The organism is Pedobacter sp. 01N416 (genome assembly GCF_056399685.1).
This window is the reverse complement of sequence record NZ_JBFTRT010000039.1, coordinates 1-15599: the sequence shown is the minus strand read 5'-3', so window position 1 is coordinate 15599 and position 15599 is coordinate 1. Positions and strand designations below refer to the sequence as shown.

General features: G+C 40.1%; 19 protein-coding genes. 6 read left to right on the top strand and 13 right to left on the bottom strand.

Annotated elements, in window-relative coordinates; all coding sequences use genetic code 11:
• A partial coding sequence (locus AC1DND_RS03670) for a TlpA family protein disulfide reductase (protein WP_477579208.1) occupies window positions 1–462 on the bottom strand: 462 nt, incomplete at its 3' end.
• Between the two features lie 778 nt (window positions 463–1240).
• Between AC1DND_RS03670 and AC1DND_RS03665 the strand changes: the two genes are divergently transcribed.
• The 4 genes from AC1DND_RS03665 (at window position 1241) to AC1DND_RS03650 (ending at window position 4608) form a co-directional block, all read left to right on the top strand.
• Entirely contained in the window at window positions 1241–1969 is a 729-nt protein-coding gene (locus tag AC1DND_RS03665) for a LytR/AlgR family response regulator transcription factor (RefSeq protein WP_477579206.1), read from the top strand.
• A gap of 31 nt (window positions 1970–2000) precedes the next feature.
• Window positions 2001–3293 (top strand): sensor histidine kinase, encoded by a 1293-nt coding sequence (locus AC1DND_RS03660; protein WP_477579204.1) that lies wholly within the window; start codon window positions 2001–2003, stop codon window positions 3291–3293.
• 61 nt (window positions 3294–3354) lie between these two features.
• Window positions 3355–3927 carry a hypothetical protein gene (locus tag AC1DND_RS03655; RefSeq protein ID WP_477579203.1) on the top strand — a complete coding sequence of 191 codons (573 nt, stop codon included), beginning with the start codon at window positions 3355–3357 and terminating at the stop codon, window positions 3925–3927.
• A 372-nt stretch (window positions 3928–4299) separates the two neighbouring features.
• The gene (locus AC1DND_RS03650) at window positions 4300–4608 is read left to right on the top strand and encodes a hypothetical protein (protein WP_477579202.1); all 309 of its coding nucleotides are present in this window, start codon (window positions 4300–4302) and stop codon (window positions 4606–4608) included.
• A 192-nt stretch (window positions 4609–4800) separates the two neighbouring features.
• On the opposite strand, the gene AC1DND_RS03645 is transcribed toward AC1DND_RS03650, so the two are convergent.
• From AC1DND_RS03645 to AC1DND_RS03600, 10 genes are all read right to left on the bottom strand, one after another.
• Window positions 4801–5583, bottom strand: coding sequence for a PRTRC system ThiF family protein (locus tag AC1DND_RS03645; RefSeq protein ID WP_477579200.1), 783 nt, complete (start codon window positions 5581–5583; stop codon window positions 4801–4803).
• Window positions 5580–6293, bottom strand: coding sequence for a PRTRC system protein B (locus AC1DND_RS03640; protein WP_477579198.1), 714 nt, complete (start codon window positions 6291–6293; stop codon window positions 5580–5582). Before AC1DND_RS03640 ends, AC1DND_RS03645 begins: the two co-directional genes overlap by 4 nt.
• A complete protein-coding gene (locus AC1DND_RS03635) occupies window positions 6247–7254 on the bottom strand; it encodes a hypothetical protein (protein ID WP_477579196.1) in 1008 nt (335 codons plus the stop codon). The genes AC1DND_RS03640 and AC1DND_RS03635 overlap by 47 nt, the downstream gene beginning before the upstream one ends.
• A gap of 17 nt (window positions 7255–7271) precedes the next feature.
• Entirely contained in the window at window positions 7272–7442 is a 171-nt protein-coding gene (locus AC1DND_RS03630) for a hypothetical protein (RefSeq protein WP_477579194.1), read from the bottom strand.
• 2 nt (window positions 7443–7444) lie between these two features.
• Window positions 7445–7663, bottom strand: a complete 219-nt coding sequence (locus tag AC1DND_RS03625) for a PRTRC system protein C (RefSeq protein WP_477579193.1) — start codon at window positions 7661–7663, stop codon at window positions 7445–7447.
• 19 nt (window positions 7664–7682) lie between these two features.
• Entirely contained in the window at window positions 7683–8234 is a 552-nt protein-coding gene (locus AC1DND_RS03620) for a PRTRC system protein E (RefSeq protein ID WP_477579192.1), read from the bottom strand.
• On the bottom strand, window positions 8231–8455 hold the full coding sequence (locus tag AC1DND_RS03615; RefSeq protein WP_477579190.1) for a hypothetical protein: 225 nt from the start codon (window positions 8453–8455) through the stop codon (window positions 8231–8233). Before AC1DND_RS03615 ends, AC1DND_RS03620 begins: the two co-directional genes overlap by 4 nt.
• Before the next feature lie 46 nt (window positions 8456–8501).
• Window positions 8502–9587 carry a DUF932 domain-containing protein gene (locus AC1DND_RS03610; protein WP_477579188.1) on the bottom strand — a complete coding sequence of 362 codons (1086 nt, stop codon included), beginning with the start codon at window positions 9585–9587 and terminating at the stop codon, window positions 8502–8504.
• A 68-nt stretch (window positions 9588–9655) separates the two neighbouring features.
• The gene (locus AC1DND_RS03605; protein WP_477579186.1) at window positions 9656–9823 is read right to left on the bottom strand and encodes a hypothetical protein; all 168 of its coding nucleotides are present in this window, start codon (window positions 9821–9823) and stop codon (window positions 9656–9658) included.
• Window positions 9824–9835: 12 nt separating this feature from the next.
• Window positions 9836–10123, bottom strand: a complete 288-nt coding sequence (locus tag AC1DND_RS03600) for a single-stranded DNA-binding protein (protein ID WP_477579184.1) — start codon at window positions 10121–10123, stop codon at window positions 9836–9838.
• 379 nt (window positions 10124–10502) lie between these two features.
• Between AC1DND_RS03600 and AC1DND_RS03595 the strand changes: the two genes are divergently transcribed.
• Window positions 10503–12590: a GNAT family N-acetyltransferase gene (locus AC1DND_RS03595; RefSeq protein WP_477579183.1), complete on the top strand. Its 2088-nt coding sequence runs from the start codon at window positions 10503–10505 to the stop codon at window positions 12588–12590.
• Entirely contained in the window at window positions 12583–13029 is a 447-nt protein-coding gene (locus AC1DND_RS03590; protein WP_477579181.1) for an ASCH domain-containing protein, read from the top strand. Before AC1DND_RS03595 ends, AC1DND_RS03590 begins: the two co-directional genes overlap by 8 nt.
• A gap of 184 nt (window positions 13030–13213) precedes the next feature.
• Here the strand turns inward: AC1DND_RS03590 and AC1DND_RS03585 are convergent, their stop codons facing one another.
• Together AC1DND_RS03585 and AC1DND_RS03580 are read right to left on the bottom strand one after the other, a co-directional pair.
• Window positions 13214–14305: a DUF3800 domain-containing protein gene (locus AC1DND_RS03585; RefSeq protein ID WP_477579179.1), complete on the bottom strand. Its 1092-nt coding sequence runs from the start codon at window positions 14303–14305 to the stop codon at window positions 13214–13216.
• A 444-nt stretch (window positions 14306–14749) separates the two neighbouring features.
• The coding region (locus AC1DND_RS03580; RefSeq protein WP_477579178.1) for a UvrD-helicase domain-containing protein at window positions 14750–15599 on the bottom strand (850 nt) is incomplete at its 5' end.

Here is a 15599-nt window from a genome sequence, read left to right as displayed (position 1 = left end):
CCTGTCAGCGCCAATCCATACATAGTGCGGAAACATTTTATGTGGAAACAGCATTTTTGTTAGCATATCATTGTATGCTACGGGCAGGGTTATCGGAGATCCGTCTTTTTCGCGGTCAAGCAAAAACTTAGTTAACTTCTCTTCCGTATCTTTTACCGAATCCCCTATCAGAAGCACCTGAAGGTTTTTCCCATACTTCTGTTGAAGCTCCTGCATGTGCGGAAAACCCTTTATACATGCACTGCACCAAGTTGCCCAAAAGTCAAGGATGACCGCTTTTCCCTTTAGTGAAGAAAGTGAAATTGGCTGTTTATTACCATTTAGGATTTTTTCAAATACAATTTCAGGAACCTTATCCCCTATTGCCAATGGTTTTATATTTTGAGTAGGAAGACCTTGTCCATAACCTTTAAATAAAAGGCAAAGCGTAGCCATTGCGATAAAAATTATCGATTTTTTCATAATTGTTCAGTTAGTTGATTAATAGAAAAATAGATCCAAAAGCAATTTTAGATCAAATAGAAATGCCTACAGATGGTTTAAGAACCAATACCAATCCATAATGAAATTTAAGCGTTGCCACCTGTAGGCAGAAGCAACATCATTCAGGATTTTTGGGTTTCAGTGCATACATCCGATCGAAGGGGCATGAACATAGGATAGAAATTTGGGACGATAAAAAAATAAGGATACCCGGGCCATAGAAAGATAATCCACACCTAAAGTATTGGTCAGTCACTCGGAAAAATGGATTACTTTTTTTCATACCCGTATTGGTTATATACGAGTCTCTTGGAATGAAAAGCACTATAGCTGGGCTCTAAATACCGGGCTGCAGGTTTCTGACGACCTTGGAACGATATACAATAGAGCCCATAACGCTATAGAGTGTACGAAAGTACGCAAAATATCGTCATGGGCATTAATCTATTGTCTCTTCCAATAGCAATTGTCAGAATTTGCAGTCGAGACTCTTTAATTAACACCAAAAAATTTTGAGTTGATATTAAGGTATACCTACTCCAACGATAAAGATACAAAAAAAGATCCATTGTGGCAATATTGCCACGAACATATTTTTAGAATAGTTGGAATTTCATCCCAATGAGAAACCATGAGTGTTGATTCTTCTGATAACTAATAAATACCAATTAAAAAATCTTAATATCCTTATTATTCACCTTTAGCCATAAATAAGAAAATGAAATAAATCAAGTACACATCAAATCATCCGCAGCCTATGAAAAATAAGGTAAGATGCGTGATCATCGACGATGAGAAACACGCAATTTCGCTACTCAAAACCTACATCGGTTCAATGTCTAATCTTGAACTGTTCAAAACCTTCAACAATCCGCTCGAAGCCCYTTCAGGAATCACCGCTGAAGACGACATCGACATTATCTTCCTCGACATTGAAATGCCACATCTTTCAGGCATAGAACTTGCGAAGGAGCTCAGACCAAAAGCCAGGTCCATTATCTTTACAAGCGCCTATAACAGATCGCTTGAAGCCTTTGAAGTCAGAGCCAACCATTATCTGCTCAAACCACTTAACCTCGCCAAATTTACCCAAACGGTCATGGGTATAATAGATAACGAGCTTTCCAAATCCGACGAAGAGGGGAAAAATATCAAGTTCTTTAAGACCGGAGAAAAGGGAAAGCTGTCCAGGATCGACAAGCAAGAGATCCTGTACTTTGAAAGTGCAAAAAACTATGTCAGTATGGTTACTGCCGATAAAAAGGAGCTCGTGTATCTGACATTAAAGGAAGTTGAAAAAATTTTCTGCAAAGATCTTTTTTACAGGGTACACCGTTCACACGTAATCAATGCAGATAAAATCCAGAAGATAGTGGGCAACACCATAAATCTGGGACAAGGCTATCAGGTACAGATGGGAGGCACTTATAAAAGTGGCCTTTTGAAGTTTTTAGAAGAAAAGACTTTGTTAACCGGCCGGATATAACAGATCTTAAAATTTAACGGTCTACATTGATATGTGTCCCGGTAACGGTAATGGTGAGGCTGGTCACAGTTGGATCAGTACTCTGGAGATTTCGGTCCCCTGCCGTGCGGAAGATAAAAACTGTTTTTTTCTTCAGCCTTTTCTGCTGGTGTTTCATAGTTTATTCCCTGAAACTAGGGGCTTAAAAACACCAGAAAAAAGTTATTACACCGGGGATAATTCAGGGGTGACCAATACAATTATAGCCGTGATGAATAAGATTCTAAATTTTTTCAAAAAGCAAAAGATCCACCTGATCGGATGGACAGTCTTCATCCTATGTGAGATATTTATTGTCGGCTTTTCTACTGGTCTGTTTGGTGATACCGAAAGCTACATTATCCATTACATCATAAATATTTTGCTCTTTTATTTCTGTGCACATTGGGCCTATCCCATAATATTCAGAACCAACTTTCACTGGATATGGAAACTTCCAATAATTGGGGGCTTCACCTTTTTATGTTATCTACTTATAAATTACATTGTAGATACCAGGATTTTGAAGCACCAATCATGGAAGACTGTTCAAGAACTCGAGATGGGTCATAAATATATTCTTGGTGTGCTATATCGGGCCGCGCTATTTATGGGAAATGCAGGATTTTACTATCTGTTTCTCGTCCACCTCAAAGAGGTGAAGACCAGGGAGGCGGCAGAAAAAACCAATTTCCAGATCCAGATTTCCAAAAGGGAAATGGAAGCAAAACTTGAGCAAGCTAGAAACTCTTATCTAAAAGCACAGATCAATCCCCACTTACTTTTCAATACCCTCAGTTTTATCTACCAGGACATACTTGCCAATTCGCCAAAAGCAGCTGAAGCAGTAATGAGCTTATCCGACATCATGCGTTATAGCATAAACTGTGAATTCACAGAATCTACTGTCCCCCTGAAAGAAGAGATAGCCCAAGTAAAAAGCTTGATCCGGCTTCAGAGTACACGGTTTGAGGAGGAACTTAGCCTTACTTTTGAAATTGGAGATAACATCGACAATATAAAGTTTATTCCCCTTGTCCTGGTAACCCTTGCCGAGAACATATTTAAGCACGGAGTCGTTCTTGATCCGCAGCATCCCGCTAGGTTAGCAATTAACCAGCGCGGAGARTTCCTAACCATACAGTCATGCAACCTACCCGATAGAAAAAGCAGGGCGAACAGCATGCACAAGGGGTTGGAAAACATACGCCAAAGACTGGAGATCGCATATGGAAAGGCTGCAACGATGGAACATGGGATTAAGGACGGATATTTTGAACTTGAGATCAAAGTGAGGACAGATTGATGTCCCATCAACAAAACGAACCATTTTACCCTGATATAACTGTATTAAAATCTATCATCATATGAAAATAATAACCATAAAAATTATCTTTATAGTTGGCTTATTTAGCTTCTTATCATCTTGGGGGCAGCTTCCGCAGACAAAAGCTGTAAACGGTCTACTTCTTACCGTTGAGGATAACCTGCTGAATGTACCGCCCAAGGGGAAATATGCAAAGGTGGCAGATAGCCTAGATAAAACCCTCATCAAGAACCCTAGTGATACCACCAGTCTTTTCTATCGCGCGCTTATATATTATACTCATAACCAGATGTTGGCAGAGCCCTATCAACACACTAAAGGTACCTTAGAAAACCTGACCAAGGCAAAAACTCAGATAGAAAAAGCAATCAAAACAGGAATGCAGGATTTTAGGGCACGGCAGCTTAGGGCACAGATTTATAGCGAACTATGCTACCGTTTTACAAACGATGAATCCTGGATGTTCAGCAAGGTTCAGATGACATCCAGGAAAGCGTTATTTGATAACTACAAAGTTCTGGCAAACCGTTATATCGACGAGCTGTCTATGCAGGACAAAAATAATGCGTATCAATATACAAAAAGGAAGATAAGTTTTACCTATAAACTTTAAAGAATGCCTATTGGATTAAATCAGCTCTGACTTGCAAAGGGCTCGATACGAAAAAATTGTTTCTTGCTTTAAAACCGTTTAAGCCTTTTTTGCGTATAATTGTTTTGTAAGGGGTGAGAGCCTTACATCAACTTTCAGTTGAGAGCGTTAATTTAGATCGGGATAATCATTAATTTGATTATCCCTTTTTTGCCTTATAAAATGCGGGTTATGTTTTAAAGGAAAGTACCAAGCTTGCGTTTCAAATAATCAGGCTTAGCCCACCCTCCAACTATAAAGTAAAAATGATTCAGATCTCAGCTGCTCCCCCTTCACCTTACCCTGGCTGAAGCAAGATTTTTAAGTTTCAGGTTTTTTATTTATTTTGTTTACATGGAAATAAATGAGTCAAGCGGTTATGTTAAGGCGAGAGCGTTACTCCTGGCCGAATATTTCAGTCAGCGCGGATGGCTGGTAACCGCAGGAAAAAACAACTGTATACTGATTTACGTGCAAAATGAAGATATATACAATTTTACGGAAGACCAATTGATGGAGATAATATGTGAATCAGACTGGCATATAGCGGGAACAGGTTTAAAGACCAGCCCGGTTACCTACATGTTTTATCATCGGGGCGAATTTCACAAAAAGTTCGAGGTACTTTCCAGTAGTGAATATGACATCTACGACAATGATTGAATCAGTAGGTGACTCAATAAAAACAGCCAAATACTATAAAGTCTTGGTAAGTCCAACTCATTAATAGACTACATAACAACTTAGGTGCATCTTAAAAGCGGCAGTCGGTTTTTTGAAAGGGCGATGGTGCCAGGGAAAACCGCTGCCGAAAATTGGGCGGGCGAAGCCCGCCGCCGGACGATTTTGAAAAGCTTATATCAGTATCTGCTTTGAACAGAAACTGCCAAGGTTCAGAAAAAAACCACGGTTTTCTATGATGCCAACCCGCAACATCTGCCACAGAAATGATGACCCCATATTGGCCAGAACCCAATTGATAAAAAGATCCTGTTTGTTCAATGCTTCGGCAAGCGAACAGCTTGGTTCGTCATCCAGTTCTCCCCCTTTCGCCAACATCTCCCGATAATCAGCCACTAAAGAGGGCAGAACTCCAATAGTTGCAAACCTATCCGACTGGGGCTGTTTGATCGCTCCAATAGTTGAAAGTACCATTTGCCCTGACTCTCTGCTGTTACCGAAATCGAGCAGATAAATATTTTCATCCCTTTGTGTATTTTTTGGTCTGGCATGCAAGATTTCCTCAATCTCTATCCTTGCCCCAATGGTATCAACACAGCAAACGGTGATATTTGCAGTCGTATTCTTTCCCTTGGTGAAACGTTCCGGAATGGCTTTCCAGTTGGTTCCAAAAAAACGGTTGATTCGGTTGATCAGTGCCATTCCTTTATTAAGCCCGATCTCGTTCTCTGTGAACAACTGCCTCGCTAGGTTTGCAGGTTGCACCTTATCGTCATCAAACACCCGAACATGTAGTCCCGCATGGCCGAGGGCGTTAAGCGCTTGGTTAATCCGCGCAAGGGCGGTAATCATCTGACTGCCTGTCCCCCCTGCGCCAATAAGGTTTACCGAGATGGGATTTGTGGGATTCAAAAGATAGGGATGTACGATGTGTACCCGTTTTTTTTCGCTTTTCATATTAAAATATCACTAAGTTTTTGATTGGATTTTTTTAGGAGGCTTTTAGGGAACATCTTATTTGTTCCGATCAGTTTCTTCCAAAGCTGGACAATGTTGGTCTTGACGGGCGAGGTATCATTCAAAAGGTGGCTGAAAGCAGAGGCAAAATAATAACGTTCCCAGTCTGCTATAAACTGTTCCAGTCTGCACCCTTGTGGAATATTGATATCTACGTTCCCCATACATACCCTGCCATCGGTATAACCGTTAAAGAACGGGGCAAAGTATAGCTTTGCCGAAATATCGGGTCGTATATCTTTTTCCAATGCCCAGATCCATACCTGCGATCTTGTCGCTTTCCACAACAATGGCGGCAGGGAAGCTTCTCCATCTGAAATACCGAGTTCTTTTCTAAAATGGAGATATTTTCTGCACTCTTTGGTAAACCATACCGCACAGCCATCAACTTTCCCGTTATAATAGAGTACGTTTTCGGGGATCAATCCCTCGGGCTGTAGATACCATGAGCATTTTTCAGTAGAATTTTTCAAAGCCTCGGCAAGCCTTTCGCTTTCCTTTACCGAGAGTGGATGGGCATTTATTGGCCTGCCTAGACTGTCCATGTCATAGCTTTCTACATAATGATCATTGTCGCTTTCTGAACGGTAAAATAACAAAGCTTTATGCGGCTGATAAATCTTGTTCAGTAGTTGTGTGATGTTTTTCATATTCAAAACTGTTTAGGTTATCCGATATATCATGAAGGAGATCAAAAAAGCACCTTTCAAAAGAGAGATCATGGGAAATGGCGGGTTGTGGGGTATCAAAAAACTGAACACTCACAGGCTCATCTATCGAACCGATCTCATTTAGTTCCGCATTTACCGAATCCATCAGCTGATCGTAAAGGCAGTCCGAACTGCTCCAGAAAAAAGAAATGTACTGATCGGCAGTGATCAGCCCATCTCCATCAGAATCTGGCGCAAATGCACCGCTATATATACTGTCCATAATCGAGCGGTCGGGATAATCAAGCATTAACCCGCAAACCCGTTCGGCGATATCTTTCAACTTTTTTTCTGTCTCGCCCATAGGTTGAAATCTGTCGCACCTTTTCTTTAAGGCTTTTAGGTGTCGGGGATCACTGATTTTACCTAGTAGCTCTTCCCCCGATTTCCTGATGTAGCTGATCTCACGAAGAAAAATTTCCTGCTCTCCCTCCTGCTCAAAGCATTCGGGTTCAAGATTCCATTCTTCCACCATACTGTAGATATAGCTTAAATAACTGCTGTCCTCTGTGTGATAGGAAATCCCTGCTGTCAGGTAGAGGTAGGAACAGACCGAGAGCAAAAGTTCTGCGGTGGGCTTCCTCTGTCTTTCCTGTAAAAGCTTAAAGAGCGGTTTAACGGGCAGATAGAAAAGGGTCAAACCTGTATCGTATCTTTTTACGGTGACCAAACAGGCCGTTTTATCTTTCCAAGACATCAAGTTAAGGGCAATTTCCTGATCAATTGCCCCTAATTTTTCATTCAGCACGTTAAATGTGATGGCTATATTCTGCGGATATGGTACTGAATCACATCTATCCAAACAAATCCCGTAGAGTTCGCACAGGTTTTGGACGGAGGCAAAAAAATCTTTTTCCGTTTTTTTTCTGTTACGGAGTTCCTCTGGAATATCTTTCACCATAGGTGTAAAAGCGAAATTCAAAAAACCATTTCCACAAGGCTCAGTGGTGCAGGTTTTCGCTGACCGCTTCTGATCTCGGAAAGATCGGGCGTATGGTCTAGGTTCTGCACGAAACGTGCGAGCTGTTGGTGCAGATAATACTCCTTGGTGTAGGGTTTGGTTCTGATGCATCTTGTCCTCCTTTTCATGTTTATCCCTTAGTTCCGAGTGTGGTTATAAACCTGTACTCTATTTCATCCCCTGTGATTTCGGGGCCTTCGATTTTGGCTGTAGTCAAAATCGGGTATGTTCCCGAATAGAAATCCATGACCTGTTCGGGACTGAAAGTCCCCGATGGGTCAGATAAGCGGATGTCCTGTTCCCTTTCTTTAAGGACGAACACCCTTGGTAATAGGCTTGCGCTCAACATAACATTTAAATTTTAGGTTTTACAATAAGGACAACTGTTTGCTTTTCCATTCCAGTTCTTTTTTCAGCTTCTCGATTTCCGTTTTTTTCTCGGGATAGCTTTCTGCCGCAGGAAGCAAGGCAAGTGCTTCGGCATACTTACATTCTGCATTCAGTTTATTGATCTCGGCCAAAACATCCTCGAATTTTGGCCTTTGCGACATAGGCTCTTCTGTCTGACCAGCACCCTTGGTATTTTCCACTGTTTTTTCTGCTATGTTTTTATCGCTTTTGGCCTTTACGGTAATCTTTGCCTTAGCATCCGCAAGCCCTTTATTGTATGCTGAAATGTTGGCAAATAAGTTGTTGGTTTCTTTAACAGGCTGAACAAGCGCATCAAAAATGCCCTCATCGATTTCTTGCGGAGTTCCCCTGTAGACCATTGGCGGGATCGGATATTTCCCGTCACTTATCGCCTTATCCTTTAACATAACCGAAACCACCATTTCGTTTTCTGCTGTAAATGATATATTAAATACCCATGCGCCCGTACCGTTAAGGCGCTGTATGGCTTGAAAAAAATTTGTTCTCATTGTTTTACCTCCTTTATTTTTTTAAGTGCTGCACTTTTGCTTCTATACAAAATCTGATACCCATTATTACCGATCACATCTTTAATGATGTTCTCCGCATGGCGGATGCGAACGGCATCCCCTGCTGAAACGCCCATATCTGACAACTTTTCAAAATGCGGCAAAGTCTGCGCAATTTCCAGTAACGCCCTATAGTCTGTATTTTCTGTTAATCTGCTCATGGTCTTAAGTTTTAGTGGGAGCGGTAAAACCGCCCCCGTTTGGTTATTAATTTAACTGAAAGGCAACATTTCCGTTTTTACCAAGGTCTAGGCAAAGGTCAAACGCTGACTGTCCCCTCTGCTTGGCAGTTCCCTCGATAATGGATTTAAACTTGGCTTCTCCGTCCTTGAACTTTCGGGCATTCTGATAGTAGCCTGTCACCGCATTATAAGCACCGAACAATGTACCTCTTGCGGTATCGGTCTGCTGTGAGGGTGCACTCATGGCATAGCCATAGACTTCGTCTACGATATTTTTATAGACGCTCGAAGCCTCATCGATCAGCCCTTTTTGGAGTTTGTCCAGAACCTCCCTGTTCGGTGCCATTGCCGTCTGCACCAGTTTTTTAAGGTCGGCATCAGTAATGCGCACCTTTGCCCAGTGGTTAAAGATGGATTCCATTTCGTCCCCGATCCTGCCCGAAATACCCATCAGGGTATGCGCCTGTTTAAGCCTGTCATTTGCCCCCGAAGAATGACGGATACGAACAACATTAGAAGAATTTTTCAATGCAGCATTAAGCGTATTGTTACAGACGATGCGCACAGGCGTAAAAGCCGCGGTAATGCTTCCGAAACCATCGTGCGAGGTGGTGAGAAACAAGTATTGTTCGATGAGATCATCCTTTCCCACCTTGATATAAGAGGGCAGTTTAGCAGTAATAAAAATGCGTTCGCCTTTGCCCAAAGCTCCTGCGGTTTCATAAAGTATTCCTTCACCACCTCCTACGATACTATCAAAAAAAGCAAACGCTTGGGTGTTTTGCACTACTTTATAATCTTTGCCCACCACTCCTAGCACTTCCTCTGAATCCGTCCTAACGGTTGAATAAAAGTTCGGCACTAATATATCGGGCATAAAGGCATCATTCAGCCCCCCTGCATCTTTGCTCTGAAAAGTAACGAGGTTGCGGGAATCAACAGTAAATAGCGGACGTTTCTCTACGTTATAGTCCAAACCTGCAAATTTTAGTGCCTCTGCTGAAGTGGGATAAGATTCCACTATTGTACCCAACCCGTGCCATGCTTTTTCCTTTACCGAAAAAAAACTGTGTTTATCTGTTCTGCTGTTATAATTAAGGTTATGTGCCATGATAAAAAAATTAGATTAAGGTTTTAATTAAAATAAGAGCGATAACTATGGATTAAAAAGCAACCCTTTTAAAAGGGAATGTCTCCGTCAATGCCATCAAATGTTCCTACATTGCCGACCTGTGTTTTTTCCGTATCTACCTCGCTATCGTGTTCACCCCTGCTTTTTGGCGCTCCCGTCTTTGCACCACTTTCTGAGCCGCCTACACTTCCGCGGCCATTCGAAATACTTCCCATAGCACTTAAGAGTTACACCTCTGTCGTATGAAAGGTCAGCGATGCTTTTGCCTCACCGTTACCATTGATGTAAGCATTGGCACCCACCCTGCCGTAAAGCTGAACCCATCCCCCTTTTTTCATGTATTCGGCGATGCCTGTATTTAACCAGTATGAACAGTCAAAAAACGTGGTGATTTTTTTCTGTTCGCCACCACTTCTGTAGCTGTCATTGATTGCAATCGAAAAGTTTACCACTTTCCGTTCTCCACTAATGGCTTTTACCATTGCATCTGCGGTCAATCTTCCTGTAATTTCCATGATCAAAAAATTTTAAGTTTTAAAGTTTTATTTCCTTTCCCTTTTCCCAAAAAATCTTTTCAAAAGAAAAAACGGAAAAAAAGAAAGTCCGGAAAAACGGGTGCATAGAGAACGGAGAGCTATAAGTCCCGGAGGGTGTTCTGGCGCAGCCAGGACATTATGCGCTCGCAGAGAAAGGAGCGCCCGAAATTCACGGCCTTTTTATCCGTTTCGATTGGAAAGATTCGTATAGCTACCCTAAATTTATCTTCACTTTTTGCTGAGGAACAGATGTATTGTGAAGCTGGAGGCGATAAATAAGTATTAATTCAAAGATCAATGCATACAGAAGTTGCATCCCCCCATTTTTTCTTAAATTAGCCAATTGCCAATCTAAATTATGCTTTCAGAAATTAAAATTGCAACGATCGACCACCTAGATGAGATCGACAAATTATGGGGTTTTGACAGAGCAACACTTGGGTTTATGTCAAGAGGAGCTTTTGTTCAGGCCATAAAAAAAAGGTGGATATTAGTATCTATATCTCAGGATAAGGTCGAAGGTTATTTACAGTTCAGATTTACCCAGAAAACCCAATGCCTAAGTATTGTTCATTTATGCATTGACAGAAAACACCGGGGCAAGGGAATATCAGATCTTCTCATCAATAAACTTGTTGAAAATTTTCGGAATCAGTCCAGGGGGATACGCCTTAACTGCCGGACAGATTATAAAAATGCAATTGCATTCTGGACACGTTACGGCTTTACCCCTAAGGGGCAGCTACCTAGCAGGGGAAGTGACCAAAGCGTCCATTTAATCACATGGTGGTATAGTTTCGGCACTTTAGATCTATTTTCGGCCATCACCACCGACAAGGTTAATGCTGTTTTAGACTTCAACATCATAGCAAAAATGATGGAACCGGACCTTGACGAGCGCACCAAGCAAGAAATACTGGCCCTCCAAAGTGACTGGCTGGCCTCGGAAGTAGAATACTTTAGAACCAGCGAGACAACAAACGAAATCTTCCGTGACCAAAATACAGAGCGGCGTAATCGTAGTAAAGCTTTTTTAAAACACTTCCAGGAGCTTAATATAGATAAAAGCATAATGCCTGAATTTGAAGGCGAGCTGTTAAAAATATACAAGGGCAAAACAGACAATGACCAATCTGATAGGAGACAGATTACAGAGGCTATCCTATCTGGCTTTCCATATTTTGTTACCTTAGATGAAGGTATACTGATGCATCGCAAAGATGTACTTGAGCAATTTGGCATCAGCATTGTCCGCCCAATAGATTTTGTATCAGAAATTGACTTAACCTTAAATTCTATTGATTATTACCCAGACAAGCTTTCGGGCAATAATTTCACTATAGGAAAACTTGTTCCTTCTGAAAGGGAATCTCTTGAAAATGTATTTTTAAGTAACCAAACCGGCGAAAAGAAAACCATTTTTAATCAGCGAGTAACTAACGCACTTGCAAACCAAAATGGCGGCGTTACCGTGATAAAAGAAAAAAACGAAAACGTAGCTTTCTTCGCTTATACTGATGGAGGTAAATTTTTGGAGGTATCGCTATTGAGAACCAAACAGTACAGGCTTCGGCAAACTATTTTCATGCAGAACATAACTGACCTGTTAAAATTAACCCTAGCTAAAAATAAACGGTTTCTGGCTATAACAGATGAACATTTGACCCCAAATGAAAAACAGATCCTACTTAATTTTAGTTTTTTTGAAGTTGATTCAAAATGGATCAGGGCCATGGGCCAGGGTATATATTCACTAGACAAAATCGGGAGTGAGCTATCTGATATTAGCAATACAATCCCGCCACTTAGTGAATTAATAAAAAAGATAGGATCTGCAAATGCACTTGATTACTATCTTAACATGTTTTCACTAGAGAAATTATTATGGCCACTAAAAATTAAAGAGGCTGATATTCCTTGTTTTATAGTGCCTATTAAACCCCATTTTGCCCGGGAACTTTTTGATACAAAAGCTGCAAAAGGTGAACTTTGGGGAGTAGAACCAAAACTTATCTGGAGTAAGGAAAATGTTTATTACAGGAACATTACTCCCGATGTCGAGAAATTTCCGGCAAGGATACTATGGTATTCTAGTGCCAGCAAATTTTCTAACCGGCAAAAAGCTGTAGTTTGTTCATCTTATCTTGACGAGGTAATTGTTGGGCCAGCTAAACAGCTTTTTAAAAAGCATGAACGATATGGCATTTACTCCTGGGAGAAGCATATTTTGCCATTGGCCAAAAACGACGCAGATAAGCCCATTAAGATTCTGCGTTTTTCTGATTCGGAAGCTTTTGATAAACCAATCGGCCTAACGCAGCTAAAACAAATACTTTTCCAGGCAAACGAGTCTGACAACAACTTCCAATCGCCGTTAAGGATAAAAAACAGTACTTTTATGGAAATTTACTCCTTGGGAAAAGGAATTGATTATAATCATGGATAAACTACTTTTGATTTCAATTAAAGAAAAATATGTTACAGAAATTCTTTCTGGTCATAAGACGATTGAACTGCGAAAGTCAATACCCAAGGTGAAGGCAGGAGATACGGTTATAATTTATACAACTCAGCCAAGGAAAGCAGTAACTGCCATTGCCACCGTAAAAAAAATCCTAAAAACATCACCAAAGAAAATGTGGGCTGATCATAAAGATACCCTCGGAATTTCCAAAACTGAATTCGATGATTACTATAAAAGCAGTGAGTTTGCAATAGGAATTGAAATCGTTGATGTGATCCGTCTGGATACTGAGATATTGCTTAGTGCCATCAAAAGCATCCATCCACAATTTACACCACCTCAAACATTCAAATACCTTGATAAATATCGGACTTTTAGGGACTACAACACGCTCATTAAACCTCCAAAAGGTGCGCATTAAATTTTGTTACTCGTCTTGAGCTATTGAATGGCCCACTTATTAACAACCTGTTTTCTGAATGAAAAATAGACCCAAGACGAACAGTAGAAAAAGCTGGAGTTATCGTCAAAAGTAGGAAGGGCTGCTTTTACTGAAATGCTCAAAAGCATAATACCTGCCTTTTTAAAAGTAATCTGATAAAAATTTATTTTTTCCCATACGCTTTATTGAATTTAGTAGGATTTCTGATTGCTGCCTCAGCGAGAAAATCCAATGGATTAATTCCCTCCAGATCAGTCATCCCCAATTCTTCAGGCGTCATTTCTCTCGAAGGCCACATACTGTTTCCACTAGTATGAAGGAAAAGCTTACTTTTCAAGATCTCATTGGAAAAATCGTCGCTGGTATCGTTGATAGTCTGGATAGCCAAATAGTTTATTGATGAAGCAAATATATCAGCTAACTGAATCTGTTTTAAACTTTCGCTACTTTCTTGTCTGAGACTATTAATCAATAACGGATACTTATGTTTACGCGAACCGTATCCCACTTCTGCTGAAGGTAGAGATTCTGTCAAAAATAAAATCATTTCCTTCCAATATTCGATTTGCTTTGAATTATCAAAGATAATATCAAAAGGTCTTCCATATATCTTTGCCCAAAAATTGCAATGAGCATTAAAACAGCCAAGGGTTGCATCAAGAGAATACTTATTAAAGGCACTTCTAATCGACAATAAATATTTTTGACTTGCAAGTATCATTTCAAAAATTTCCCGATAGTCACATGAGGTAACAGAATACAGCCGTGATACAGATTTATAAAATACCGCACAATCTTCAATATCGCCCGATCTATTCCATTTTACAAATGAAGTACACATATCTTCAAACATCAATTTATCCCATACTGTAGTACTTAACATATACATCAGATTTGCCGTTGCAATGTTATAACCCGTCGAATAAATATTAATACCAGAATTATGCATTACTGGCTCAATTAACTGATCTACTATCTGTATACATACCATAAATTTCTTGTGAGCATAGTAAAAATATACCCTTTCGTTCGTAATCAGATCGTCGTTTATACAGGCAATTATTGCATTTTTGAATTTATTGTATTTTTTAAGGTTTTTAAAATGGAGTTCACTCGCGTTGCTTCTCTCCAATAATGGACGAAGAAGAATTTCCGTTTCTTCGTGGTCATAATTGTGTGATAGCAACACATAAGAGGGTTGGTCTCGGTCTAACAAATTACTTCCTGAGTTGCCCGCTTCGTCAAAGTATATCATAAAGGAATTATTGGGTTAATGAAATGATATGTTTAATGCTATTTCTGGATTTTAACCCAGCATTATCTTTAAAACAAAGTAGATTTCTGCTTAACAAAATTTATTAGCTACGTTATATTTCAATTCAAAAATAAATCTACTGTTTTACCAAGTTATCTTTCTCTCCACAGTTAATAAATTTGAAGTTATTTCAGTGCAAAGTGGCCACCAAATGGATTGCCAAGTAAATACAATATTAACTCGTCTGAATTTATATGTCTTTTTTGAATCATAATAATAGAATTAGTTTACATCTTTTGTACACAACAAACGCACCATATGAAATACATGATGTTTCCTACACTACAACGAAGCCAATTGTTTCTAGTCTGGCTTTTGCTACTGAACTCAATTCGGGCAGATTTATATACAAATGATTCATTGCCCGACTCATTGCAACATATTTTATCCGATGCTCTTCTCTTCAATACCATGCATTTTTGCCGTTTCCTTTAAAGCATCTTTAAAAAATCCCTGCTGTGCATATTCTATAGCCTTTGCGCATCTTACAATCGCTCTTCTGCGTTCCGAATTAGAATCTATTTCACTTAATTTATCGATCAGATCCTCCCCCACATTAATGGAAAGTCCTTTGCGAACGGCATTGGCAAGAAGATTATCTCTTGTAAGCGTACATAAGTTGCGGCTCATGGTCTGGGAGGTCACCAAAGACAAGGCGGATAACTTATCACCCACTACGATAACGGGTGGATTTCCCATATCACCACGCATTCCTTTCTGCACAAGATCCCTTCGAACCAGATTCAATAAATCCACAATTTTTTCAGTGCTTCTCCAGTTATCATCTATCTTAAAAGACTTCATACCCAGGGCTGAAAAACTAACAAACTGGTCTGGAACTGCGCCCATAAAAGAATAGATTGATTGAGCATTGTCACCTACGATACAAACCTTAGTTTCTTTTTGGATAATTTCCCTAAGGAGGCTGAGCTGGATTGGACTGATATCCTGAAACTCATCAATACAAAAGTAAGGAAACTTTGCCCTCAAGACTTCCAAGATGAAGGGAAAGAGCCTAATGAGCTCGAAAGATAAATAAAGTACATCATCATGATGGATAATACCCTTTGCCCAAGTCATTTTCTTATAAACCAGATAAGAATCGTTTTTTATCGGATAGGCTCCTATTTTTACAGGAAAAGGAGTTTTAACCACTAAAGCCCCAGATGCATCAAATGACCATTTTAAGGACTTTAATGCAGATCTCACTTTAGCATCATCAGTTATCCTCAGC